Raw genomic sequence first — 25,409 nt, forward strand, 5'->3', positions numbered from 1 at the left:
GTACATCGCCGCCGCCCGCGACCGCGGCCTCGGCGTCATCTTCATCACCCACAACCCCCACCACGCCTACATGGTCGGCGACCACTTCAGCGTCCTGCGCCTGGGCACCATGGAACTCAACGCCTCCCGCGACGAAGTGAGCCTCGAAGAGCTCACCAACCACATGGCCGGCGGCACCGAACTCGCCGCACTCAAACACGAGTTGTCCCAGGTCCGCGGCGTCGACGTCGAAGAACTCCCCGAAGCCGCAGACCTCACCGCACCCGTGGCATCCTCGGAAGGGAAGTCCTGACATGGCCCCTGTGCTCGACCGCATCCGGGTCGGCTCGGCCCCCGACTCCTGGGGCGTCTGGTTCCCCGACGACCCCGTCCAGGTGCCCTGGGAACGCTTCCTCGACGAGGTCGCCGAGGCCGGCTACGACTGGATCGAGCTGGGCCCGTACGGCTATCTGCCGACCGACCCGGCGCGCCTGACCGACGAGATCAACAAGCGCAACCTCAAGGTCTCGGCGGGCACGATCTTCACCGGACTGCACCGTGGCCCGTCCGTCTGGGAGTCCACCTGGGAGCACGTCAGCGAGGTCGCCGCGCTCACCCAGGCCATGGGGGCGAAGCACCTCGTCGTCATCCCGTCCTTCTGGCGGGACGACAAGACCGCCGAGATCCTGGAGCCGCCGGAGCTCACCGGCGAGCAGTGGGCCCACCTGACCAAGGGCATGGAGCGGCTCGGGCACGAGGTGCGGGAGCAGTTCGGCCTCGACATCGTCGTGCACCCGCACGCCGACACCCACATCGACACCGAGGCCCACGTCGAGCGCTTCCTCGACTCGACCGACTCCGACCTGGTCAACCTCTGCCTGGACACCGGTCACTACGCCTACTGCGGCGGCGACAGCGTCAAGCTGATCGAGACCTACGGCGAGCGCATCGGCTATCTGCACCTCAAGCAGGTGGACCCCGCGATCCTCGCGGACGTGGTGAAGAACGAGATCCCGTTCGGGCCCGCCGTCCAGCGCGGCGTGATGTGCGAACCCCCGGCCGGCGTACCGGAGTTGGGGCCCGTCCTCACGGCCGCGCAGAAGCTGAACGTGGACCTGTTCGCGATCGTCGAGCAGGACATGTACCCCTGCGAGCCGGACAAGCCCCTGCCCATCGCGGTCCGTACCCGCAAGTTCCTGAGGTCCTGCGGCGCCTGACGACCCGAAAGGACGGCCGATCGCCATGACTCAGCGTCCGCACACGCTCGCAGTCGCAGTCATCGGTACCGGAAAAATGGGCGCAGACCATGTGCGCCGCATTCAGGAGGTCACCAGCGGGGCACGGGTGACCGCCGTCGTGGACGTCGACGCGGAACGCGCCAAATCGGTGGCCGCCCGTGTCGACGGCTGCACCGTCCATACCGACCCGGCCGCCGCGATGGCGTCGGCCGACGTCGACGCGGTGATCATCGCCTCGCCGGGCCCCGCCCACGAGGCGGCGCTTCTCGCGGCCTTCGAGCATGATCTGCCGGTGCTGTGCGAGAAGCCGCTCACTCCCGACGCGGCCTCCGCGCTGCGCGTGCTGGAGGCCGAGCAGAAGCTCGGGCACCGCAGGGTCCAGGTGGGCTTCATGCGGCGCTACGACGCCGAGTACATGAAGCTCAAGGCCGTCCTGGAGACGGGCCAGCTGGGCCGTCCGCTGATGCTGCACAACCGGCACCGCAATGTCGCCAGCCCGCCCGGCTGGACGTCCGAGATGCTCATCAACGACTCGGTGACGCACGAGATGGACGTGACCCGCTGGCTGCTCGGCCACGAGATCACGGCCGTCACCGTGCTCGCCCCGACGCCGTCGGGCAATGCGCCGGACGGCATCCGCGACCCCCAGTTCGTCGTGTTCGAGACGGACGGCGGGGCCATCGTCGACGTCGAGATCTACGTCAACTGCGGCTTCGGCTACCAGGTCCAGGCCGAGGTCGTCTGCGAACGCGGCACCGCCCGCGTCGGCGACGGCCACGCCATGGTCACCAACGCCGCCGGCCGCTGGGGCGGCATCATCGCCCAGGACTACATCGAGCGGTTCGCCGACGCCTACGACCGTGAGGTCCAGGCCTGGGTGGACGCCACCCGGCGCGGCGAGGTCATCGGCCCGAGCGCGTGGGACGGCTACGCCGTGGCCGCGGTGTGCGAGGCGGGCGTACAGGCGTTGGAGGACGGCGGCCGGATTCCGGTGGAGCTGGTGGAGCGGCCCGCGCTGTACCGGTGAGAGGTGAACGTGTCACACGAACACCGCCCGCGACGGACCACGGCGTCCTGCGTGCCGCCGTGTGGGCGCAGCGTCCGACGCGGGCACGTCCGCAGGTATGGCGAGCGTCCCGTGCGCTGAGGACAGGGTGACCGTTGCACGAGCGTCGGCCCGTCCGCTCCCCGTAAGCGGACGGGCCGACGCTCGGTGCTTGTGTCCGAAGGTCTTCCAGGTCTGCTCGCCGACTTCGGTCGACGGGGCGGCGTTCCTTCGGCGGTCCTCCGGCCGTGCAGCCCGGTTGTCGTCGAGCCGCCGTCGCACGAGCGTTCAGCGGGTGGCGGCGAGCGCCGCGAGGACGGCGTGGGTGAGGCGGGTGACGTAGGCGTCGTCGGTGGGGCCGCCGACCGCGAGCATCCTGAAGTACAGCGGGGCTCCGAAAATGTCGACGGCCAGGCCCATGTCGATGTCGCCGGGCAACTCGCCGCGGTCCACCGCCTGGCGCAGGAGCGTCGCCACAGCCGCGCGCCGGGGACCGAGGACCGCCTGGTACAGCGCGTCGCGCAGGGAAGGGTTGCGGGCCGACTCGGCCACCAGGTCGGGGATGATCCGGCCGGCCAGGGGATGCCGCAGGTCGGCCATGGTGTGCCGGATGAAGCGCTCGACGTCGTCGTGCAGCGACCCGGAGTCGGCCGTCGCGGGCAGATGTGCGGCGGCGGCCTCCGAGACCAGCTCCACCACCATGACCTCCTTGGCGGGCCAGCGGCGGTAGAGGGCCGCCTTGCCGACACGGGCCCGGCGGGTCACGGCCTCCATGGACATCCGGGCGTATCCGGTCTCGGCCAGTTCCTCGAAGACCGCCCGCCTGATCGTCTCGGTCACGGATTCCCGTAGCACCGCCGAGCCGCTGGGCCTGCGGTCGAACGTGTTCCTGCTGGTGGAGTCCACCGCGCGAGATTAACACCGAACGGAACGGTTGCGTTCCGCCGAGGCCGGGTGTACGTTCCGCGACGAGACGGAACGGGTCCGTTCCGTTCCGCCCCGGAGAAGTCCGGGAAAGGAGGTCACGATGAAGTTCCTCTTCGACGATGTGGCGTTCTCCTTCCAGGCTCTGCGCACCGCCGGGCACGCCGCATACGCCGGCGCGGACCTCGGCGAGGTCCTCGTCACCTGCCGGAACATCCCGGACGGCGACGAGCAGGCCTGGTACCGCGAGTGGACCGCTCTCGCCGAACGACTCCACCGCATCGGCGACGAGGTGCTCGCCGCAGGCCACCGGGTCAGCGCCCGCGAGGCACTGCTGCGGGCCTCGAACTACTACCGGACCGCGGACTTCTTCCGCGTCGACAACCGCGACGCCGACGCCGAGTCGGACCGGCTCGCCCGGTGCTCGCGGCAGACCTTCGCACGGGCGGCCGAACTCTTCGGCGTACCCGCGCTGCGCCTGGAGATCCCTTACGAGAACACCACCCTGCCGGGATACCTGTTCCGCGCCGACGGAGCCGGCGACGCGGCCCGCCGACTGCCCACCGTGATCCACCACGGCGGCTACGACTCGACCCTGGAGGAGCTGTACTTCATGGTGGCGGGCGGCGCGTTGCGCCGCGGCTACCACGTGCTCGCCTTCGAAGGACCCGGCCAGCAGTCCGTCCGCCGGGAGCAGGGACTCGTCTTCCGGCCGGACTGGGAACACGTGGTCGGCCCTGTGGTCGACCACGCCCTGACCCGTCCGGAAGTGGACCCTGAGAAGCTCGTGTTGTGGGGCACCAGCTTCGGCGGACTGCTGGCCGCCCGCGCGGCCGCGTTCGAGGACCGCCTCGCCGCGTGCGTCCTGCACAACGGGATCCACGACTTCTACGAACTCCCGCTCCGCGGCATCCCGCCCTACCTCGCCGCGTGGGTGGCGGAGGGCCGCGACGACGTGGCCGGGCCCGCGCTGGACGTCAGCATGGTGCAGAGCACGCGGGTGCGCTGGTTCCTGCGGCACGGCATGTGGGTCTTCGGGGCCAAGACGCCCCCCGAGGCGCTGCGCGCCTGCGCCCCGTACAACCTCGACGGCATGGTCGAGCGCCTGACCTGCCCGACCCTGGTCCTCGACGCGGAGAACGACGTGATCTGCCACGGTGAGGCCCGGCGCGTGCACGACGCCCTGCGCTGCCCGAAGGAGCTGATGGTGTTCACCGACGCCGAAGGGGCCGGCGAACACTGCCAGGAAGGTGCGGCGCTCCGCTTCCACCAGCGTGCGTTCGACTGGCTCGACGAACGGCTGTCCCCGGCATGACCGTCGACGCGGACACGCGGCCGGACGCCGCGGACGACACGCGGCGCCGCAGTCGCACCGTGCTGACCCTGCTCGCGCTGTTCATCGTGATCAACGCTGCCGACAAGGCCGTGCTCGGTCTGACCGCGGGCCCCATCAAGGACGAACTCGATCTCACAGCCACCGAGTTCGGCACCATCGCCAGCAGCTTCTACCTGTTGTTCAGCCTCTCGGCGGTCTCCGTCGGCTTCCTCGGCGACCGCATCCGCCCCCGGCCCCTGCTCGCCGTGCTCGCCCTGGTCTGGGCAGCGGCCCAGCTGCCGATCCTCCTCCCCGCCACAGGATTCGCAGCGCTCGTCGCCACCCGGGTGGTGCTCGGCGCGGGTGAGGGGCCGGGGTACCCCCTGGCCAACTACACGGCCTTCACATGGTTCCCGGAGAAGCGGCGTGCCCTGCCCTCGGCCGTCGTGGTCGCGGGTGCCGCCGGCGGCACCGTCCTGGCCGCCCCGCTGGTCGTCCTGGTCAGTAACAGCCTCGGCTGGCGAGCCGCGTTCGGCCTGCTCGGAGCCGCCGGGGCGGTGTGGGCCGTCGTCTGGCTCAGGCTCGGCGGCAGCGGCCGGTACACCGCACGCCTCGGCCCCGCACAGGACGAACCGTCCAGGGCGGCAGGGGAGCAGCCGTCCGTGCCGTTCTGGCGCGTCGTCACCACCGGCACCTGGCTGGGGGCGACGTTCTCGGCGTTCGCGGTCATGTGGACGCTCGCCCTGGGCTTCGCCTGGCTCCCGCTGTTCCTGGAGGAACAGGCCGGGTTCAGCGACGCGGAGGTGAGCGGGATCGTCGGCCTGCCCGCCCTGTCGATGGCCGTCCTCGTCCTCACCGCGGGAGCCGTCGCGCACCGGTTGCTGCGGCGAGGGGTGACCGCCCGGGTCGCGCAGGGGCTGGTGGGCGCATCACTTCCGCTCCTCGCCGGCGTCTGCCTGCTCCTGACGACCCGGGCCGGCCCCGCCGTCCTGCTGCCGCTGCTCGTACTCGCGTTCTCCGCCGGCAACGGACAGACCCCGCTGACCAACGCGGCGATCGCGGACATCTGCCCGCCCGGACGACGCAGTGCGGCCCTGGGAGTGTCCTACGCCCTCGCCGCCCTCTCCAGCCTGCTCGCCCCCTACGTCACCGGGCGGATCATCGACGCCGCGCCCACCGAGTCCGTCGGCTACGGCCGGGCCTTCGACCTGACCGCCGGCCTGCTGATCACCGGTGCCGTCCTCTCGGCGTTCCTGATCCGTCCGGACCGGGACGCCCTCGCCCTGCTGCCCGAACGCCCCCTGACGTCCCCCGTGTCCGGCCCGGATGCGGAGCCCTCAGCGAAGGAGTGAGCCCGATGCCCCTAGACATCGCCGTCGTCCACGGGGCCCGCACCCCGATCGGCCGGTACAAAGGCGCACTGAGCGCGGTGCCCGCACACCGGCTGGGTGCCGTCGTGATCCGGGAGGCGGTCCTCCGCGGCGGACTGGAACTCGACGCCGTGGACGAAGTCGTCCTGGGCTGTGTCGGCCTGGTCGGCCCCGACGCGTTCAACGCCCGGCGCGCGGCATTGCGTGCCGGGCTGCCCGTGCGGACCACCGCGTACAACGTCAACCGGCTGTGCGGATCAGGCCTCCAGGCGGTCTGGTCGGCCGCGCAGAGCCTCACCCTCGGTGCGACCGATGTCGTCGTGGCGGGCGGCAACGAGTCGATGACCCGTCAGCCGCTGCTCGACTACGGCGAACGGGCCCCCGACGAACTGGCCGAAGGAACGACCATCGACGGCACCGTCTCCCTGGTCACCGACCCCTTCGGGGACTACCCCATGGGCATGACGGGCGAGGCGGTGGCCGACCGGTACGGCATCTCTCGGCGGCGCCAGGACCGATGGGCCGCCGAGAGCCAGCGGCGCGCCGCCATCGCTGTGGAGGAGGGACGGTTCCAGGACCAGATCGTGTCCGTGGCCACCGCGCACGGCATCGTCGAGCGGGACGAACACCCCCGGCCCGGTACGACGGAGGAGAAACTCGGGGGCCTGCGCCCCGTCTTCGCGGAGAACGGCACGATCACCGCCGGGAACTCCGCCGGTATCAACGACGGTGCCGCCGCCGTGCTCCTGATGCGCGCGGCCGACCTCGACTCCGGCACCACACCGCTGTGCCGACTGCGTGACGCCGCCGTCACGGCGCTGGAGCCGGAGATCATGGGCGTCGCCCCCGCGGAGGCGATCCGCACCCTGCTGCGCCGCAACGACCTCACCCTGGACGAGATCGACGTGATCGAACTCAACGAGGCGTTCGCAGCCCAGGTCCTGGCCGTCATGGACCACCTCAAGCTCGAACCGGACCGGGTCAACCCGAACGGTGGGGCGATCGCCCTGGGCCATCCCATCGGCGCCACCGGATGCGTCCTACTGCTCAAGGCGGCGCACGAACTGCGCCGCACCGGCGGCCGGCTGGCCGTGGTCGCGCTGTGCATCGGCGGCGGCCAGGGCATCGCCGCACTGATCGAGAATCCGAGCGCGGCCCGATGAGCGCGTACGCCTGGTATCCGACGCGGGAGTTCACCGAGCGGAGCAACATCACGGCGTTCTGCCGCAGGCACGGCGTCGACGGCGGCTACCGCACGCTCCAGGCCAGGTCCGCGGCCGACCCCGAATGGTTCTGGGAGCGGGCCGTGCAGGACATCGGCATCGTCTGGCACCAGCCGCCGCTGCGCGTCTGCGACGACTCCGGAGGCATCGCGTTCACGCGCTGGTTCCCGGGCGCGTACACCAACCTCGTGGACTCCTGCCTGGAGCGCCGGGTGCGCCAGGGGAGCGGGCAGGCTCCGGCACTGCGCTGGGAGCGGGAGGACGGCACGCGCGGGGTGCTGACCTACGGCGAAGCGGCCGCGTACAGCGCCCGGGTGGCGGGCGGGCTGCGCGAGCTCGGTGTCGTGTCCGGGGACCGCGTGGCCGGCTACCTGCCCCCCGGTCCCGAGGCGTTCGTCCTGCTCTTCGCCTGCGCGCGCATCGGTGCCGTACTGGTGCCGCTGTTCTCGGGGTTCGGCGCCGAGGCCATCGCCGTCCGGCTCGTCGATGCCGGCGTCCGGGTCCTGGTGACCGCCGCGTGCGCCGTCCGGCGGGGGCGTCGACAGGACATGGAGGCGGTGGCCCGCACGTCACTGGAGAGCGCCACGTGCGTACGCCATCTCGTCGTCGTCCGGGAGCCGAGCGCGCCACGGCACTCCTCCGACTCACCTTGTCCGCCCGCCTTCCCGGCTGGGCCTGGCGTGCCGTCCGGGAACGGTGGGCCCGACGGACGGGCCCGCGCCGCTGAGCCTCCTTCGGCAGGCGGCGGGCCGAAGGGACGAACGGTGCCTTCAGGGACCGGCGGCCACGAACGCGTCGGGCTCGCGGCCACGGACTGGCACCGACTGGCCGCCTCCGAACCCGTCCCGGTCGTCTCGGTGCCCGTCACCGCCCCCTTCCTCCTGCTGCACACCTCCGGCACCACCGGCCGCCCGAAAGGGGCGGTCCACACCCACGGCGGCTTCCCGGCACAGGTGGGCAGCGAGACCCGGTACAACCTCGACCTGCGGCCGGACGACGTGGTCTTCTGGGTGACCGACCCCGGCTGGATCATGTTCCCGCTCATCGCCGTGGGCGGCACTCTCGCAGGCGCCTGTGTCCTGGCGTACGAGGGCGCGATCGACCACCCGGACGTCACCCGCCTGTGGCGCCTGCTCGACGACCACGAGGTCACCGTCTTCGGCAGTTCACCCAGTCTGTCCCGCATGCTGATGGGCTGTGAGCCGCGCGACCCGGTCGTGCCCTCCCGGCTACGGGTGCTCGGCTCGACCGGGGAGCCGTGGACCGAGGACGCCTGGCGTTGGTACTTCGCCGAGTTCGGCGGCAAACGCTGCCCGGTGATCAACATCTGCGGCGGCACCGAGGTCGGCGGGTCCCTGCTCGCCTCCGCGCCCACCCTGCCCCAGTCGCCGTGCGGCTTCGCCGGCCCCTGCCTGGGCATCGCCGCGGTCGTCGAGGACGACTCCGGCGCGCAGCCGCCCGAGGGGCAGCTCGGCGAGCTGGTCGTCAAGCGCTCCTGGCCGGGCATGACCCGGGGGCTGTGGCGGGCGCGCGAACGCTTCGCCCAGACCTACTTCGTCCGCAGGCCGGGCCGTTGGTCCCACGGCGACCTCGTCTCACGCACCGGCGACGAGTGGTTCGTCCACGGGCGGCTCGACGATGTCATCAAGCTGGCAGGCAAACGGCTCGGGCCCACCGAGGTCGAGGACGCCGTCGTCGGCGATCCGGCTGTCGCCGAGGCGGCCGCGGTCGGCATCCCGCACCCCGTCAAGGGGGAGGCCCTGTGGTGCTTCGCGGTCCCGGCCGACGGCCGGTCGCTGGGCGAGACGGAGGCCGAGCGGATCCGTGGGCGGGTGGCCGGATCGCTCGGCGCCGCGTTCCGCCCCGCCCGGGTGGTCGCCGTGCCGGAGCTGCCCCGGACCCGCAACGGCAAGGTGATGCGGCGGCTCGTCCGCGATCTCGTCACCGGCGAGGCACCCGGTGACCTGTCCACGCTCGTCAACCCGGCCTGCCTCGACGCGATCCGTGCCGCCCTGCACGAGCAGTGAGGACAGGACCCGTGCAGGCGGGCGACCCGCCCCGGCACCCATGCATGCGGACGAGACATCCACAGCCCCAACACGCCCACCACACAAGGGAGTTCCATGCCGACGATCGACATCCTCCTGCCCGGCTTCGCCATCGACACGGACCAGGGCTATCCCGCCTTCTGCGGGGTGTTCCTGGTCCGCGGTCCGGACGCGGCCGGACGGGAGAGGAACATCATCGTCGACGCCGCCCACGTCGGCCGCCGCCCCTTCCTCCGGGACGCGCTCGCCCGGCACGGCCTCACCGCCGTGGACATCGACACCGTCGTCCTCACCCACGCCCACTGGGACCACGTCCAGAACATCGACCTCTTCCCACGGGCCACCCTCGTCCTGCACCCCGACGAACGCCGGTACGCGCACCTCCCGCACGCCAACGACTGGGCCACGCCCGCCTGGACGGGGCTGCTGCTGGAACAGCTCCCCGTCCGCGAGGTCACGGACGGGGAGGAGATCATCCCGGGGGTCGGCGTCATCGGCCTGCCCGGCCACTCGCCCGGCAGCATCGGCGTGATCGTGCAGACCGAGCACGGCCGCGCCGCCATCACCGGTGACGCCCTGCACTTCGCGTACGTCGCCCGCACCAGGCGCAACCCCCTGGTGTTCTGGGACGCCGACCAGGCCGCCCACAGCATCGAGCGGGTCCTGACGGTGTCCGATCTGATCTATCCGGGCCACGACCGGCCGTTCCGGCTCACCGCGGCCGGCGACATCGACTACCTGGAGCCGTTCGAGCTCACCCTGACCGGACTGCGGCCCGACGACCACGGCCTGACCTTCGCCGACGCCTCGGCGCGGCCGCTGTGGGTCATGCCCGGCATCCAGGAGCAGCGCACGCTGTACGAGAAGAACGCCGAGGACATCCGGCGGCGGATCAGCCGGGTGCCGCGGGTGGTGCCCCCTGCTCCGCGAGAAGCCGGGCCAGCGAACGGTTGAGCAGATCGAAGAACGCGTCGGGCGCCTCACGCGGGAAGAAGTGGCCGCCGGGGACCGGAGTCAGGCGGAAGCGGCGCACATACTGCCCCCAGGCCCGCACCCCTGCCAGGTCGACGAGCGGGTCGTCGGTGCCGGCGAACGCCTCGACGGTCAGCGGCAGCCGGGCCCGCTCGTCGTCCGGGTCCGGCAGCCCCGCCCGCTGGTGGCTCGCGCAGATCCGCAGGTCGTCGCGGAGGATCGGCAGCAGCACCCGCAGCCAGTCCTCCCGCCCCAGGAACCGCGGGTCCAGCCCGCCGAAGTCCACGAGCAGGCGGGCAAGTTCACCGTCCGGGTACCGGTCGGGCGGCGGCAGCGTGGGCGTACGGTGCGGGGCCGCGTAAGCCCCCAGGAACAGCGCCTCGGGACCGCGGCCGCCGGCGCGCAGCCGGGCCGCCGCCAGCGCGAAGGACAGCAGGGCGCCCATGCTGTGCCCGTACGCGGCCCACGGTCCCTCATCGAGCCAGGGAGCGAGGTCGCGCCCGAGGGCCGCGACCACCTCCCCGGCGTCCTGGAACCGCGGCTCGCGGTAGCGCGCCTCGCGGCCCGGCAGCTGCACCGGCAGGACGTCGACGTCCGACGGCACGCGCCGGGCCCACGAACTGAAGAACGAGGCCCCGCCGCCGGCGTGGTGAAAGCAGAACAGCCGCAGCCGGGCGTCCGGACGGGGCGCCCGGCTCAGGCAGGAGGCCGGGGCACTCGTCGTCATGCGGGGTCCCCGGCCGACGCACGGGCGAGGCGGTGGCGGGCGCGCAGGACGCGGGCGCGGGCCGAGGCGGCCCGGCGTACGGTACCCGCCGTGCCGGTCATACGCAGCACCTGCGACAGCAGCCACAGCCGGGTCTCGGCCGCCCGGTCGGGCCGGCCGCCGAGGACATCGTTCTCCACCAGCCGCAGGTGCGGCACGGTCCGCTCCAGCAGCTCGACGTCCGAGGGGGGCGCGATCTCGTCGTCGCGGCTCGCCGCGTAGGCGACCGGCGTGCGCAGCCGGGTGAGCCGCTCCTCGTCCAGCACCCAGTCCGCCAGGGCGGCCGGAAGCCGGTCCACCGGTGTGCGCATGACGTGGGAGAGGGTCAGGTCCACCAGGCGCGGCAGCGGCTTGTGGTCCGCGGCGCGGACGAAGAACTCGCGTACCGGCGCCCCGACGGTGGCCAGCCCCCGGATGCGGTCGTCCTCCAAGGCTTGGCGCAGCGCGAGATGCCCGCCGAAGCTCAGGCCCACGACACAGGTGCGGGAGGCGTCGGCGGCGCGGCCCAGCAGGTCGAGGAGGTAGGTGAGCATGCCTGTGCTGTCCGTTCCGTAGGTGAGGGTGTTCTCGCCGACGCCGGGCAGTTCCGTGACCACGACGGCCGCGCCGAGCCGGTCGGCTCCCGCGAGCACCGGGGCCCACTGCTCCTTGGTGCCTGTGATGCCGCCCAGGACGATGACGAGCGGGAGCCTGTTCCGGGTGGACAGGCCGGCGGCCCAGCAGGCGAAGCCGTTCTCCCCGTACGGCAGATCGAGCCGGGAGATGCCGCGGACGCGTTTGCGCCAGCGGTCGAAGGCCTCGACGCAGGCGCTCTGCGCCGCCTGCCGGAACGGCCCGTCGACGTAGGGGAATCGGGCCATCGCGTAGCAGCGGACGGCGTCCAGGTCGCGGCCGCGTGCCTCGGCCGCCGTGCCGAGCGACGACCACTCGTGCACCCAGGCACCGGGGTCCTCGTCCTTGACGTCCGTGCCGAGGGTCCGCATCACCCGGTGGATGACATCCGCGGGGATGCCCTGGGCGTGCGCGTGGGGGAGGGCGAACCTCCGCAGCTCCGCGAGGGGGATCATCGGGCCGCTCCTTTCTCTTCCGGGATCCGTTCCGGGGCATCGGGCGTGCCGTCGGCCGCCCGGCCGTTCCCGCGGCCGGTGACGAGGCGGGCGAGAGCGGCCCGCACCCGCCTGCCGAGGCCGGGGGAGAGGAACACGTCGAGCTGGGTGTCGAGGAACAAGGCGTGGAAGTGCAGGCAGGCGTCGGGGACGTCGGGCGCGGCGTCGGGCCGAGGGATGGTCACGGGCCCGCCACCACCTCGTACATCTGGCGGAACGTGCGTGCCTGGAGCACGTCGGCCACCGGGACGGGCCGACCGACGACGTCCTCCACGACGGTCACGAGCCTGAGCAGCAGCACCGAGTCCCAGTCGGGGAAGTCGTCCAGCGGGCGATCGAGGTCGTCGGCCCGGACGTGCAGGCCGAGTTCCTCCTCCAGGAGCAGGCGGAACTCCGCGATGTCGGAGAGGGCGGTGGTCATGTCGGGTCTCCGTCGAACGGCCCGAACGCGGCGTGCAGCCGCAGATGGGCGGGGGCGGGGGCGATGTCGGTCAGGTCGTGCCGGAAGAAGACGGCCTCGGGATCGTCCGGGTCGGTGCCGACCGGGGCGAAGCCGTGGCCGGCGTAGAAGGAGGCGAAGGCCGCGTTGCGGGGCGAGGGAAGATGGCGGCCCGTCACGGTGCTCGCTCCGGTGTCCCGGGCGAACCGCAGCACCGCCGCCACACAGGCGCTCTCGATGCCCCGGGAGAACACCCGGCAGCTCAGGACGAAGTTGTCGATGCGCAGTACCTCTCCCTCACGCCGCAGGAACAGCGCGCCGACCAGGCCGTGGTCGCCGAACCGGTCGCGTGCGCGTACGGCGAGCACGTGGTGCCCCGGGCGGTCCACCTGCGCCGACACCTGGGCCGCCTGCAGTCGTTCGGTGGCCAGGTGGAACTGGTTGGTGCGCAGCGTGAGCTGGGAGACCCGGGCGATCTCGGACTCGTCCGGCGGCCGCAGCTCGACCTCCAGGCCGAGCCCGTCGAGATAGTCCTCGTAGGAGCCGACGTCCTCACGGAACTCCTGCCGCAGCGTCTCGGTGCGGTAGCGGCCGGCCCGCTCCAGGTCGGCCTCGGTCAGCTCGAACAGGTCGAACCAGCCGTCGGCCAGCAGCGCCGCGGGATGCAGCGCGGGCTCCTCGTCGACCCGGACCACGGCGACCTCGGGCAGCTGCTCGCCGACCAGCCCGCACTCGAAGGTGCTGTCATCGACGAAGACGAAGCTGTCCAGGCCGAGCCCGAGCCTGTCCGCGATGTCGCGGAGATTGTCGTGCTTGGCCTTCCAGTTGGCGTTGACGCGGACGAAGTCGTCCTCGCGCAGCAGCATGCCCGGGTGGGTGCGCAGCGTCGAGCGGACCAGCTCGGTGTCGTTCTTGCTGCTGACCGCGAGGAGCACGCCCTGCGCGCCGAGCTGTCGCACCGTCCGCTGGAACTCCTGGAAGGCCTCACCGCGCAGCCCCGCGCCGAGCTCGATGCCACCGGGCCCGGCCTCGCCGAGCACCCCGCCCCACAGCGTGCCGTCCAGGTCCAGCACCAGGCACTTGCGGGTGCGGCCGAGGCGGGCGCGTACGACGTGGGCGGTCTCCCGGGCGTAGGCGGCCAGCAGCGCGTCGGAGATCCGGGCCCGGGCGTACTGCGCGGTGCGCGGCTCGCACGCCGGTACACCCTCGGCGACCAGCGGATCGAGGTCCACGGTGACCACGCCCGGGTACTGCTCGGCCAGGGACAGCAGCCCGCTGTTGAACTCCCGCCACACCGCGCCGAGCCGGGCCCGCGAGCGCAGGTCGACCAGCTGGTGGGTGTAACGGCGGTGCAGCGGCACGGTGTTCAGAACGAGCAGGCCCCGGCCGGCCTGCTGGTGGGTGCGCACGGCGCCGGTCAGGAGCGAGAGCCTGGCCCGTGCGGCGGCCTCCACGTCTTCGGCTCGCCACGGCACCGTGACGTCGTCGAAGACGGTGTGCGCGTCGAGCAGGCAGAGCGTGAGCTGTGTCTGTTCCTCGCCGGCCGTGGCCGGACGCATCAGATCCTGGAGGTAGGCGCCGTACGGCGAGACCTTCGCCTCCAGCAGCAGCCCGTGCCGGGCCAGTTCGGCGGTGAGGGGAGCCACCAACCCGGCCACCGTCGAGTGGCCGGTGACGGTGACGGTGACCACCGGCACCTCCGCGTGGCGGCACACCTCCTGGGGATCGAGCCGGGCCAGCAGCTGGCCTGCGGCCGGAAGGTCGGCCGCCGGCATGCGCGACAGCAGGGACCGTACCGAGCCGTACTCCACCGGGAGCCTGCCCGCGCGGTGAAGGGCGCGCAGGGCGCTCAACGCCTCGGGGTCGTGCCAGGTGGCCGCCGGGTCCGGTGCGCTTCGGTTCCTGGTCGCCGTCATGAACGCTCCAGCGCGACACCGGACTTGATCCACTTGCTGGACTCGATGGCGACGGCGAGGGCGCGCCCGGGGCCGTCCCACTGGCGCAGCAGTTCCTCCAGCTGGAGGAACGGCAGCGCGTTGCCGTTGTTGCCGACGTGGCGCACCACGTTGACGCGGCGGGCGTCCGGGGCGGGCATGCCGTCGGAGATACGGTCGCTCATCCGGCCGGACAACTGCGGGGGCAGCAGGAAGTCCAGCTCGTCCGTGCCCCAGCCCAGGTCCTCCATGAGTTCCCAGAACGTCTGCTGGGCCAGCGCGGGCACCGCCTCCTCGATCGCCTTGTAGTCCTCGAAGAGGGCGGTGCGGTCGGTGTGCCGGTCGCCGAGCCCGAACCAGTCGATGACCTGGCCAGGCTCCCGGCCCAGTCCCACCAGCCGGTTGAGCACCTGGCGGATCACGACGCGGTGCCCGAGCGCCTCACTGCTGAGCACGGCCGCGCCGGCGCCGTCGCCGAAGAGCACGTAGTTGACCAGCTCGGCCGATGTGCGCGACCCCGGGTCGAAGTCCGTTTCCAGGTGCTTGGCGCACACGTCGCCGCCGATCACCAGTGCCGTGCCGCAGCGCTCGGCGAGCAGCATCGTGCGGGCCACGTCGAGAGCCTGCACGGCGCCGGCGCAGCCGGACTGCAGCTGATAGGTGGGGACGTTGTCGATGCCGAGCCGGTCCGCCACCAGGTTCACCGTGGCGGGCATCAGCTGGTCCGGCGTGGCCGTGCCCATGACGACGCAGTCGATGTCGTACGGCTCCAGACCGGCCTGAGCCAGCGCCCGGTCGGCGGCGGTCGCGGCGATGTCGGCCAGCGTGTGCCGTACCTCACCGGTCGGCAGGTCGACGGTGAAGTGCCGGGTGGCGTTGCCGATGAACATCTCGGCCCAGGTCTCGTCGACGCCGACGAGTTTGGCCAGGGTCGCGTTGTCCACGGGGTCACCGGGCAGACAGGTGCCGACCGAGGCCAGATGGACGGTGGGTGCGGTCATCAGCGGGTTCCTTCCGGGGTTGTGGGTACAGGAGCCGCGGCGCCGTCTGCGACGTGCCTCTCGCGCAGGAATCCGACCAGGTCACCCACGGTGCGCAGGCCGGCCAGCAGTTCCTCGATCGGGAGCGTGCCGAGTCGCGGGAGCGCGTCCTCGATCCGGGCCTTGAGCTCCATCACCCGGATCGAGTCGAAACCCAGGTCCTCCTGCAGCCGGTCGTGGTCGTGCACGTGCTCGGGGTCGTGCCCGCCGACCCGGCACACCAGTTGGCGTGTCAGGACGGCGAGAGTGTCCGGCAGGTCACCCGCCGGGGCCGGCGGGCACGATTCCCCGCGGTCCGCACCCCTACGGACCGTGGTGTCCGCGCCAGGGGGGATGGGCGGCGCGGACAGTTCCGGGAGGCCCGGGGCGGTGCCGGTGCGCCAGGCGCGGAACGAGTCGTCGAACACGTACGGTGGCAGTCGGCGGGGCACCCGGTCGGCCTCGTCGTACAGCACGTCCCACTCCGGTGCGAGCCCGGCGCACCACAGCTCGCCGAACAGCTGCTGGGGCCGGTGGTCCGGGGCGTGCTCGCCCGGGTGGGCGGCGTGCAGGCTCACCGGGTGACCGGCGTCCGGCTTGAGCCGGGACAACAGCGGGGTCAGGACCGCCCGCGGGCCGATCTCCACCACGTGGGTCACGCCCGCGGCCAGCAGCGCGCTCGCGGCATCGGCGAACCGCACCGGCGCGGTGATCTGCCGTGCCCAGTAGCCGGCGTCCATGGTTGCCCCGCCGGTGAGTTCCTGGCCGTGCACCGTGGAGAACACCGGAATTCGTGGTCCGCGGGCGGGCACGTCCGCGCACTCCCGGCGGAACTCCTCGACCACGGGTTCCATCAGCGGCGAGTGGAAGGCGTGGGAGACGGTGAGCCGCCGGGCGGCCACTCCACGCTCGGCCAACTGCTCTTCCAGTGCGGCCAGTTCACCGATGTCGCCGGCGACCACCGTGCTGCGCGGTCCGTTGACGGCGGCCAGGCCGAGCCGCTCCCGCCCCACCAGCAGCGGCTCGACCTCCGCGGCACCCGTGCTCACCGCGAGCATCCCGCCGTTCCCGGGCAGCGCCTCCATCAGCGCCCCGCGCCGGGCGACCAGCCGGGCGGCGTCCGCCACGTCCAGCGCACCGGCCAGGCAGGCGGCGGCGAACTCGCCGATGCTGTGCCCGAGGACGTACGACGGCGCGATCCCGCACTCGACGAGGGCGGCGGCCATCGCGTACCCCACGGCGAACAGCGCCGGCTGGGCCGAGCGTGCCCGGTGGACCTCCGGATCGCCGTCGAGGACCAGGTCGCGCACCGACCGTCCGGTGTGCGGGGCGAGCACTTCGTCGATCTCGTCGAAATGCCGTGCGTAGGCGGGGCACGACCGGTACCAGGACGCGGCCATGCGGGGGTGCTGGGCGCCCTGCCCGGTGAAGGCGAACGCCACCGACGCCGCCGCGCGCCGCCCGCCGTCCACCCGGGCGGCCTCCTCGGCGTGCTCCGCTGCCCTGCGCAACTCGGCTGCCAGCGTGGGCAGATCGGCGGCGGTGACGGCCGCCCGGTACGGAAGGCGGGACTTGACGCGATTGCTGGTCCAGCACAGCTGCGCCAACTGGTTCTCCGGGCGGCGGGACAGGGCGTCGGCCTGCGCCAGCAGATTGGCGCGCAGCCGATCGGGGGAGCGGGCGGAGACCGTGAACACTCCGGGCGCCCGGTCGCGGCCGCGGTGCACCGCTCGGGGGGCGGAGGCGAGCACCGCGTGGGCGTTGCTGCCGCCCATACCGAAGCTGCTGACCGCGGCGTGCACGGTGCCGGACGGCAGCCTGAGCGGCGCCTTGAGCAGGGAGAGCCGGCGCCCGGGCAGGTCCAGCCTGGGGTTCGCGTCGGCCGCGAACCGGCTGGGCGGCACCGTGCGGTGGTGGAGCGCCAGCACGGTCTTGATCAGCCCGGCGATCCCGGCCGCGCCCTCGGCGTGCCCGAAGTTGCTCTTGACCGAGCCCAGTCCGACGCTGCCGCCGCTGCGGCCGCTGGTCAGCTCGCCGAGCGCCTGCGCCTCGATGAAGTCGCCCAGCAGGGTGCCGGTGCCGTGCGCCTCGACGAACCGGATGTCGTCGGCGGTGACGCCGGCCCGCTGCCAGACGGACTCGATCAGCCGCTGCTGCGCCCAGCGGTTGGGCGCGGTGATGCCGTTGCTGCGCCCGTCCTGGTTGATCCCGGTTTCCTTCAGCACGGCGTACACCGGCTGACGGTCCGCCAGGGCGTCGCTGAGCCTGCGCAGCATCAGCACCGCCACGCCCTCGGCCCGTCCGATGCCGTCGGCCGAGGCGCTGAACGGCTTGCAGCGACCGTCGGGTGCCGAGAGGCCGGCCTGGGTGTAGAAGATGTTGATGACCGGCGTCATGATCAGGTTGGTCCCGGCCGCCAGCGCGTAGTCGCACTCACCGGAGCGCAGTGAGCCCATCGCGAGGTGAACGGCGAAGAGCGAGGAGGAGCAGGCGGTGTCGACGGCCAGACTGGGGCCCTTGAGGTCGAGGTGGTACGAGACCCGGTTCGCGCCCATGAAGTAGCCGTTGCCGGAGCCGTACCGGGCGGTGATCCTGTCGTAGTCGGCGAGCTGGAGATACGCCCACTCGTTGGCCATCACCCCGACGAACACGCCGGTGTCGGTGCCGGCCAGGTCCTGCGGGGCGACGGCTGCGTCCTCGATGGCCCGCCACGAGCACTGCAGCAGCAGCCGCTGCTGCGGGTCCATGGCGGCGGCCTCCCGCGGAGAGATCCCGAAGAAGCCCGGGTCGAACGCGTCGGGGTCCTGGATGAACCCGCCGCGCACGGTGTTGCTGCGGCCCGGCGGCCGGGCTTCGGAGGCGCTCTGCGGCGCGGTCGACGAGGCGGCGTGGTAGCGGTCGGCGTCCCAGCGCTGGCTGGGAACCCGTTCGGTGCCGTCGCGTCCGTCCATGAGGAGCGACCAGTACTCCCGGGCGTCGCGGGCGCCGGGGAAGCGGCAGTCCAGGCCGACGACGGCGATCGGTTCGCGCTCGGTCATGACGGGTCCCCGCAGGCCAGGCGTTCGGCGAGGTGCTCACTGATCGCGTGGACGGTCGGGAAGTCGTAGGCGATGGTGGGGGAGACCGCGAGCCGGACGTGCGCCTCGATCTCGCCGCAGATGCTGATCGCCGCGACCGAGTCGATGCCGTAGTCGGCGAGCGGGGTGTCCGGGTCGATCTCCCCGGGGGTCCGGCGCAGATGGAAGGCCACCCGCTCGGTCAGCCACCCTTCGATGTCCGACCCGCCGGGGTGCGGCGACGGCTGGTCGACGGGGGCGGTGCCGACGGGGGCGGCGGACTGGTCGGTGATGCTCATGGCGTGCTTCTCTCTTCCGGATCTCAGCTGCGGGAGGACACGGCTGCGGTGGGCTCGGACGCCGGGTCCGGGGCGGGGAGCAGGGCGGTGACCGGTTCCTGGAGGCGCTGGTGCAGCACGGGCAGGCCGCCGTCGAGGAACAACTGCCGCATGAGCGTGCGCTGCGTCTTCCCGCTGGTCGTCTTGCGGATCACCCCGGGGCGAACGAGCACCACGCTTACGCCGGGCAGCTGGAACTGCCGGCTGAGCAGCGCCTGGACGTCGGCTGTGAGGCGGGCCAGGTGCTCCTCGCCGCAGCCCGCGGGGGCCTTGAGCTCCTGCACCACGACCACGTGCGAGCGGTCGGACGCCTCGTCGGCGACGGTGAACACCGCACCGCCGCCGCGCCGGAACGCCTCCCCGGACTCCTGGACAGCCTGCTCGATGTCCTGCGGGTAGAGATTGCGGCCGTGCTGGATGAGCATCTCCTTGATCCGGCCGGTGACGTAGAGTTCCTCGTCGAGCAGAGCGCCGAGGTCGCCGGTGCGGAAGTAACCGGCCCGCTCGTCGGCCGTGACCGCCTGGAACGTCTCGGTGGTGAGCTCGCGCCGGTTCCAGTAGCCGGCGGCCACCGAGGGGCCGCGCAGCCAGATCTCGCCGATCCGGCCGCCGGGCAGCTCCTGACGGGTCATCGGGTCCACGATCAGGACCTCGGTGTCCTTCGGCCGGCCGCAGCCCACGAGGGTCCGGGCCGGGCGGTCGCTGCGCACGGGCCGCAGCTCGTCCTGCTCCAACGCGACGGCGTCGACGGTGAGTTCGAGGTGCGGCGCCTCGGTGTCGCTGCCGGAGACCAGCAGGGTGTTCTCGGCCAGGCCGTAGCAGGGCAGCAGGGACTCGGCGCGCAGTCCGTTGCCGGCGAAGCGCCGAACGAAGGCGCGCAGGGTGTCGGCGCGCACCGGCTCGGCCCCGTTCAGCGCCACCCGCAGGCTGGACAGGTCCAGCCCCGCCGACTGCTCCTCGGTGACGCGCCGGACGCACAGGTCGTAGCCGAAGTTGGGCGAGGCGGTGCCCTCGACTCGGTAGTCGTGGATCATGCGAAGCCAACGGTGCGGTTGCTTGATGAAGGAGACCGGTGACATCTGCACGCTGGTGCCGCCCACCCACAGTGGCTGGAGGGTCATCCCGATGAGCCCCATGTCGTGATAGAGCGGCAGCCAGCTGCCCGCCACGACACCCTCCCGGGTCCGCATCGCGGTGCGGATGGCCTCCTCGTTGGCGGCCAGGTTGGCGTGCGTGACCATGACGCCCTTGGGTTCGCTGGTGGAGCCCGAGCTGTACTGGAGGAAGGCCACGTCGGTGTCGCGCACGACGGGCGGTACCCACAGGTCGGGATCGGCTCCGTCCTGGTCGTCCGGGCCGGTCGACAGGCACACCACGTCCCGCTCTCCGGCGGCGGCCAGCCAGGCCCCGATGGCCTGCCGGTACTCGGGGAGCGTCAGCACCGCCCCGACCCCGGCGTCCCGCAGGATGCCGCTGACCCGGGCCAGCCGCTCGCCCGGCTCGTCGGGCAGGGGCGCGGGAATCGCCGTACGCCCGGCGTAGAAGCAGCCGAGGAAGGCCGTCACGAAGTCCAGGGTCGGCGGATAGAGCAACAGGACCGGGCGCGAGGGATCGCCCTTGGACTCGTGGAGCAGCCGGATGGCGACGCGGCGCGCCCGCCGGTCCAGTTCCGCGTAGCCGATCTCCTCGGGTCGCATGGCCGGGCTGTCTTCGTGCAGATACACGAACGCGGCACGTTCGGGATGGCGGTCCACGCCGGTGCGTACGGCGTCCGTCAAGGTTCGGTGCTGAAGCTGGTGCGCCACGGGCTGTCCTTTCCGCGGTCGGTGACCGGTGCGGTGTGGAACGTCCGGGAGGCACCGAGTGCCATCCGGTGCCTCTCAGCCTCGATGTGCCGTGAAAAGGCGGCGTAAAGCCGAAATTGGGGTGCACGTCATGGGTTTGCGGTTCAGCGGACGGCGCTCGCGGGAGCCGGTACAACGGTGTGTGCGCGGATCGGCACAGTCGGTGCTGGCACGGGGTGCCGGTCAACGGTCGCAGAAGGGGTTGTCATGGTCGAACCGGATGCTCTTCTCGTGGGAGACGAACCCCTCCCTGTCGGTCCGCTGCCCGCGGTGGGGTGGCGTGCGGTCCAGGAGGCCGCGCGGCGGCACGGCTACGCGGTCTGCCACGGCCGGCCGGTGGACTGGGGGCGACAGCCCGGCCCCGGCGCGCGCGAACTGCTCGGGCCTGACTGGTCGCGGTACTGCGCGGCACGCGACCCCCTCGTGCGGGCGCGGCTGCTGGGCTCGCGACTGCTGCTGCGCCACACCGTGGCCGCTGTGGCCGGGGCGGAGCCGGACCGGGTCGTGCTGGGCCGCGACGGCCGTGGGCGGCCGGTCCTCCACGAGCCGCCCGGGCTGGACGTGGCCATCAGCCACACGGCCGGAATGCTGGTGGTCGGGGCCGCCCGCGGCCGCCTGATCGGAGTGGACGTGGAGGCGTCGGACCGCCCGCTGCTGACGCCCGGACTGGCCGAGAGGTTCTGTCATCCGCGGGAGCTGGTGGAGCTGTCCGGGCTGCCGGCGGCCGAGCGGAATCAGAGGCTGGTGCGTCTGTGGACGCTCAAGGAGGCTCATACGAAGGCGCAAGGCGCCGGGCTGGCGCGGGACTTCGCGCGACTGCGCCCCCGCCCCGGACCGCACGGCGACGGCTGGTGGTCTCTTGAGGCGGCGCCGGGCTGGCGACTGCGCTGCGACCGTGTGGCGGGGCGGTTCCTCGTCGCCGGGGCGCTGGGTCCTGACGGTCTGTAACCGCCCTTTCGTCAAGCCGAGTTCGGGTGGGTGTGGAGCAACCGGGAACCGAGTCAAGGTTGTTTCGATACACCGTTGACTCGATTGGTCGACAGGTCTAGCGTCGGCCGTACACGGCACGAGAACGGCACTCAGCTCACGACCCCCCTCTTTCCGAGGAGCGGAATCCGTGACTTCTCAGCCTCACCTCAGGCTTGCCGAGCAAACCCCGTCGGCCGCGCACCCGCACAGGTGGCGCGTGCTCGCGGTCCTGCTGGTCGGCCTCCTGCTAGTCGTCCTGGACACCTCGATCCTGAACGTGGCCCTGAAGACCCTCGCCGAGCCGGCACCCGTCGGCCTGGGGGCCACGCAGAGCGAGTTGCAGTGGTCGATCGACTCCTACACGCTCGTCTTCGCCGCCCTGCTCTTCACCACCGGTGTGCTCGCCGACCGCTGGGGACGCAAGCGGACGCTGCTGGCCGGGCTCGTCGTCTTCGGTGGCTGTTCCCTGTGGTCCGCCCACGCGCACAGTGCCGGAGAACTCGTCGTCGCCCGGGCGGGGCTGGGCGTCGGCGGCGCGCTCGTGCTGCCCGCCACTCTGGCGATCATCATGGCCGTCTTCCCACCCGCCGAACGGGCCAAGGCCATCGGTGTCTGGGCAGGCGCCGCCGGACTCGCCGTGGCGCTGGGCCCCGTCACCGGTGGCGTGCTGCTGGAGCACTTCTGGTGGGGCTCGGTGTTCCTGATCAACCTGCCCATCGTGCTGATCGGCGCCGTAGCCGCGCTGTTCGTCGTACCCGAGTCCCGCGACCCCGGGCGCGGCGGCCTCGACCCGCTCGGCGTCGCCCTGTCCGTCGCCGGCCTGACCGCCCTGGTGTACGGCGTGATCAAGGGGGGCGAGTCCGACGACTGGGCGGACACCGCCGTCTGGGGGCCGATGCTCGGCGGCCTCGCCGTCCTGGGCCTGTTCGCCGTCTGGGAACACCACAGCCGGTGTCCCGCGCTGGACCTCGCCCTGTTCACCGACCGTCGCTTCAGCGCCGCCGTGGCCGTCATCGGGCTGGTCTTCTTCAGCCTGCTCGGCGCCACCTTCTTCCTGGTCTTCTACCTCCAGAGCGTGCGCGGCTGGACCCCGCTGGAGGCCGGCCTCCTGCTGCTGCCCTTGGCGGTGGCCCAGCTGACGTTCGCACCGGCCGCGACGCTCGCCGCCAAGCGGATCGGGGTCCGGCCGGTGTGCGCCGGCGGGATGCTGCTCACCTCGCTCGGCTTCCTCGCGGTGGCCACCGTCGACGAGCGGACCGAGGTCTGGGTCCTGGAGTCCGTCCTGTTCGTGATGGGCGTCGGCATCGCCTGTGTGATGCCCCCGGCGACCTCCGCCGCCATGTCCGCCGTCGGCCCGGGCCGGTCCGGCACCGGAGCGGCGGTCAGCACCACCTTTCGACAGGTGGGCGGCGCCCTCGGCGTCGCAGTCCTGGGCTCGGTGCTCTCCGTGGCTTACCGCTCCCGGATCGAGGACCACCTGGCGCCGCTGCCCGCCGCGATGAGCGACCGGGCGCAGGAGTCCGTCGCCGCCACCCTCACCGCCGCGCGGGAACTGGGCCCGGGCGGCGCCGCGATCGAGGACCGCGCGGTCGACGCGTTCGTCTCGGCGATGCACCTCACGTCCCTCGTCGCCATGGGCGTCACCTTCCTCGGTGCCCTCGCCGCCCTGCTGCTCCTGCCCTCCCGTACGGCCGTCGGCACGCCCGGCGCCGAGGAGGCGACCGCCGAAGAACCCCACACCGCGGAGGTCTGAACCCGTATGCCGCCACACCTCGACCGATCGGCAGCCGCCCCGGGACGCACGGCCCGGGGCGGCCGCCAGCGCGATCCCGCCGCCGACCGGGCGATCCTGAACGGCACCCTCGCCCTGCTCAGCGAAGGGTGCAGCTTCGGCGACCTGTCCATGGACCTGGTCGCGCAGCGAGCCGGGGTGGCCCGCGCCACCATCTACCGCCGCTGGCGCAACAAGGAGGAACTGGTGCTCGCCGCGCTGAGCACCCTTGACCTTCCCGTGCCGCCGCTGACCGGGCTCAGCCTGCGGGACAAACTGGTGACCCTCGTGGACCAGCTGCGCCACCGTGGCCAGGACACCCCGCTGCACCGGCTGATCGGAAGCCTGCTCGGTGAGGCGGTGCGCCGCCCGCACCTGGTCGAGCGATTCGAGCAGACCGTCACCGCCGCCCGGCACGAGGCCCTGCTGGCGACGCTGCGCGACGGCGTCGACAGCGGTGAGCTGCGCGCCGACCTCGATCTGGAGGATGCGGTCGAGATCCTGACCGGACCGATGGCCGCCCGTCTGATCCTGCGTCAACGCGCTGTGGAATCCAGTGCGTTCGCCGAGTCGATCGTCGACACGTTCCTGAACGGAACCCGCACGACCTGTGCCGGAGCGGGACCCGGCACAGCACCGGAGCACTCCCCACCATCACAGGAGCCGCAGCCATGAAATTCCTCTTCGACGACCCCGCCTTCGACTACCAGGCGCTGCGCACCGCCGGCTACGCCGATTACGGCGGTGCGCAGCTGGGCGAGGTCGTCGCGCTGGCCTCGCGCATCCCGAACGGCGACACCGAAGCCTGGCGGAACCAATGGGCCTCCCTCGCCGAACGGGCCCACCGGCTGGGCACGGCCGCCCGGGGCGAGGGCCGCCGCGACGACGCGCGCGCCGCACTGCTGCGGGCACACAACTACTACCGGACCGCCGAGTTCTTCCAGCGCGACGACCCACGGGGCACGGAGGCCCAGCGGCTGATGCGGCTGTCCCGGGAGACCTTCGCCGACGCCGCCGAACTCATGTACCGGCCCCCGGAGTTCGTGCGCATCCCCTATGAGGACACCTCACTGCCCGGCTACCTGTACCGGGCGGATGACTCCGACGAGCCGCGGCCGATGGTCATCCACCACGGAGGCCTCGACTCCACCCTCGAGGAGGGGTACTTCTTCGTGGCGGCCGCGGCCATCGCCCACGGCTACGACTGTCTGTGCTTCGAAGGGCCGGGTCAGGGCTCGGTCCTTCGCGATCAAGGGCTGGCCTTCAGGCCCGACTGGGAGAACGTGGTCACGCCGGTCGTGGACCACGCGCTGTCCCTGCCGGGTGTGGACCCCGACCGCCTGGTGCTGGTCGGGACCAGCCTGGGCGGCCTGCTCGCCGTGCGGGCCGCCGCGTTCGAGCACCGGCTGGCCGGCGTTGTCGCCCACGACGCGGTCTGGCAGCTGGGCGATGTCGTGGCGCTGCCGCCGTTCGTGCTGGAGTGGGTCGAGCAGGGCCACGACGACTTCGCCAACCCGGTGATGTGGGGAATCGCCGCGCAGCAGACCTTCACCCGCTGGCTGCTGCGGCAGGCGCTGTGGACCTTCGACGCCGACACCCCGGCCCAACTGCTGCGCCGGTTACCGGCGTTCACCCTGTCCGACGTGATCGGCCAGGTGCGCTGTCCCGTGCTCGTCCTCGACGCGGAGGAAGACCTGTTCTTCACCGGGCTGGAGCACGCGAAGAAGGTGTACACGGGCCTGAACTCGCCCAAGACGCTGCACGTCTTCACGGCCGACGAGGGCGGCGGGGCGCACTGCCACTCCGGTGCCATGCGCCTGTTCCACGACCGGCTCTTCTCATGGCTGCTGGAGACTCTCGGGGCGGACCGGCCCGCGGCGGCCTGACCGGCGGCGGCCGGTACGCGGCACATCCAGGCCGAAGCAGCCCGGCCCGCTCCCCGCGGGCCGGGCTGCTCGGCTCAGAGCCACCCGGCGGTTCGCGGGAGGCGGCCGATTTCTTTCCGGCTGCCTCCCACGAACCGCCGAATTTCATTCTCCTTAATGGCCGTGTA

Annotated in this window: 21 protein-coding genes and 1 pseudogene; 12 read left to right on the forward strand and 10 right to left on the reverse strand. The window is 72.4% G+C overall.

The window, feature by feature from the left end:
* The 3 genes and pseudogenes from EAO75_RS15210 to EAO75_RS15220 all read left to right on the forward strand — a co-directional run.
* Positions 1-292: pseudogene (locus EAO75_RS15210) on the forward strand (sugar ABC transporter ATP-binding protein); the annotation flags it as partial.
* Between the two features lies 1 nt (position 293).
* Positions 294-1,196, forward strand: a complete 903-nt coding sequence (locus EAO75_RS15215) for a sugar phosphate isomerase/epimerase family protein (RefSeq protein WP_147995600.1) — start codon at positions 294-296, stop codon at positions 1,194-1,196.
* Positions 1,197-1,221: 25 nt separating this feature from the next.
* A complete protein-coding gene (locus EAO75_RS15220; protein WP_147995601.1) occupies positions 1,222-2,244 on the forward strand; it encodes a Gfo/Idh/MocA family protein in 1,023 nt (340 codons plus the stop codon).
* Between the two features lie 306 nt (positions 2,245-2,550).
* Here EAO75_RS15220 and EAO75_RS15225 read toward each other — a convergent pair whose 3' ends face one another.
* On the reverse strand, positions 2,551-3,168 hold the full coding sequence (locus tag EAO75_RS15225; RefSeq protein WP_261989304.1) for a TetR/AcrR family transcriptional regulator: 618 nt from the start codon (positions 3,166-3,168) through the stop codon (positions 2,551-2,553).
* 121 nt (positions 3,169-3,289) lie between these two features.
* Between EAO75_RS15225 and EAO75_RS15230 the strand changes: the two genes are divergently transcribed.
* From EAO75_RS15230 to EAO75_RS15250, 5 genes are all read left to right on the forward strand, one after another.
* On the forward strand, positions 3,290-4,501 hold the full coding sequence (locus EAO75_RS15230; protein WP_147995602.1) for an alpha/beta hydrolase family protein: 1,212 nt from the start codon (positions 3,290-3,292) through the stop codon (positions 4,499-4,501).
* Complete coding sequence (locus EAO75_RS15235; protein WP_147995603.1) at positions 4,498-5,853, forward strand: MFS transporter; 1,356 nt, start codon at positions 4,498-4,500, stop codon at positions 5,851-5,853. Before EAO75_RS15230 ends, EAO75_RS15235 begins: the two co-directional genes overlap by 4 nt.
* Before the next feature lie 5 nt (positions 5,854-5,858).
* Positions 5,859-7,034, forward strand: coding sequence for a thiolase family protein (locus EAO75_RS15240; RefSeq protein WP_147995604.1), 1,176 nt, complete (start codon positions 5,859-5,861; stop codon positions 7,032-7,034).
* The gene (locus tag EAO75_RS15245) at positions 7,031-9,121 is read left to right on the forward strand and encodes an AMP-binding protein (protein ID WP_147995605.1); all 2,091 of its coding nucleotides are present in this window, start codon (positions 7,031-7,033) and stop codon (positions 9,119-9,121) included. Before EAO75_RS15240 ends, EAO75_RS15245 begins: the two co-directional genes overlap by 4 nt.
* Positions 9,122-9,217: 96 nt before the next feature.
* A complete protein-coding gene (locus tag EAO75_RS15250) occupies positions 9,218-10,096 on the forward strand; it encodes an MBL fold metallo-hydrolase (RefSeq protein WP_147995606.1) in 879 nt (292 codons plus the stop codon).
* Here EAO75_RS15250 and EAO75_RS15255 read toward each other — a convergent pair.
* The 9 genes from EAO75_RS15255 to EAO75_RS15295 are packed head-to-tail and all read right to left on the reverse strand — an operon-like array spanning position 10,035 to position 20,577.
* Complete coding sequence (locus tag EAO75_RS15255; protein ID WP_147995607.1) at positions 10,035-10,841, reverse strand: thioesterase II family protein; 807 nt, start codon at positions 10,839-10,841, stop codon at positions 10,035-10,037. The genes EAO75_RS15250 and EAO75_RS15255 overlap by 62 nt on opposite strands.
* Entirely contained in the window at positions 10,838-11,947 is a 1,110-nt protein-coding gene (locus EAO75_RS15260) for an alpha/beta fold hydrolase (RefSeq protein ID WP_147995608.1), read from the reverse strand. The genes EAO75_RS15255 and EAO75_RS15260 overlap by 4 nt, the downstream gene beginning before the upstream one ends.
* A complete protein-coding gene (locus EAO75_RS15265) occupies positions 11,944-12,171 on the reverse strand; it encodes a hypothetical protein (protein WP_147995609.1) in 228 nt (75 codons plus the stop codon). Before EAO75_RS15265 ends, EAO75_RS15260 begins: the two co-directional genes overlap by 4 nt.
* Complete coding sequence (locus EAO75_RS15270) at positions 12,168-12,407, reverse strand: phosphopantetheine-binding protein (protein WP_147995610.1); 240 nt, start codon at positions 12,405-12,407, stop codon at positions 12,168-12,170. Before EAO75_RS15270 ends, EAO75_RS15265 begins: the two co-directional genes overlap by 4 nt.
* A complete protein-coding gene (locus tag EAO75_RS15275) occupies positions 12,404-14,341 on the reverse strand; it encodes an HAD-IIIC family phosphatase (protein WP_147995611.1) in 1,938 nt (645 codons plus the stop codon). Before EAO75_RS15275 ends, EAO75_RS15270 begins: the two co-directional genes overlap by 4 nt.
* Complete coding sequence (locus tag EAO75_RS15280) at positions 14,338-15,360, reverse strand: 3-oxoacyl-ACP synthase III family protein (RefSeq protein ID WP_147995612.1); 1,023 nt, start codon at positions 15,358-15,360, stop codon at positions 14,338-14,340. The genes EAO75_RS15275 and EAO75_RS15280 overlap by 4 nt, the downstream gene beginning before the upstream one ends.
* Entirely contained in the window at positions 15,360-18,416 is a 3,057-nt protein-coding gene (locus EAO75_RS15285; protein WP_147995613.1) for a type I polyketide synthase, read from the reverse strand. The genes EAO75_RS15280 and EAO75_RS15285 overlap by 1 nt, the downstream gene beginning before the upstream one ends.
* Positions 18,413-18,733 carry an acyl carrier protein gene (locus EAO75_RS15290; RefSeq protein WP_147995614.1) on the reverse strand — a complete coding sequence of 107 codons (321 nt, stop codon included), beginning with the start codon at positions 18,731-18,733 and terminating at the stop codon, positions 18,413-18,415. The genes EAO75_RS15285 and EAO75_RS15290 overlap by 4 nt, the downstream gene beginning before the upstream one ends.
* Before the next feature lie 23 nt (positions 18,734-18,756).
* Positions 18,757-20,577 carry a fatty acyl-AMP ligase gene (locus EAO75_RS15295; RefSeq protein ID WP_147995615.1) on the reverse strand — a complete coding sequence of 607 codons (1,821 nt, stop codon included), beginning with the start codon at positions 20,575-20,577 and terminating at the stop codon, positions 18,757-18,759.
* A gap of 270 nt (positions 20,578-20,847) precedes the next feature.
* Here EAO75_RS15295 and EAO75_RS15300 point away from each other — a divergent pair, with 270 nt between their 5' ends.
* The 4 genes from EAO75_RS15300 to EAO75_RS15315 all read left to right on the forward strand — a co-directional run bounded on the left by EAO75_RS15300 (position 20,848) and on the right by EAO75_RS15315 (position 25,242).
* The gene (locus EAO75_RS15300) at positions 20,848-21,564 is read left to right on the forward strand and encodes a 4'-phosphopantetheinyl transferase family protein (RefSeq protein WP_187284452.1); all 717 of its coding nucleotides are present in this window, start codon (positions 20,848-20,850) and stop codon (positions 21,562-21,564) included.
* Positions 21,565-21,733: 169 nt separating this feature from the next.
* Positions 21,734-23,338 (forward strand): DHA2 family efflux MFS transporter permease subunit, encoded by a 1,605-nt coding sequence (locus EAO75_RS15305; protein WP_147995617.1) that lies wholly within the window; start codon positions 21,734-21,736, stop codon positions 23,336-23,338.
* 6 nt (positions 23,339-23,344) lie between these two features.
* On the forward strand, positions 23,345-24,031 hold the full coding sequence (locus tag EAO75_RS15310; RefSeq protein ID WP_147995618.1) for a TetR/AcrR family transcriptional regulator: 687 nt from the start codon (positions 23,345-23,347) through the stop codon (positions 24,029-24,031).
* Positions 24,028-25,242, forward strand: a complete 1,215-nt coding sequence (locus EAO75_RS15315; RefSeq protein ID WP_147995619.1) for an alpha/beta hydrolase family protein — start codon at positions 24,028-24,030, stop codon at positions 25,240-25,242. Before EAO75_RS15310 ends, EAO75_RS15315 begins: the two co-directional genes overlap by 4 nt.
* The last annotated feature ends 167 nt before the right edge of the window (positions 25,243-25,409 follow it).

It is taken from the genome of Streptomyces sp. UW30 (genome assembly GCF_008042075.1).
Classification (GTDB): Bacteria; Actinomycetota; Actinomycetes; order Streptomycetales; family Streptomycetaceae; genus Streptomyces.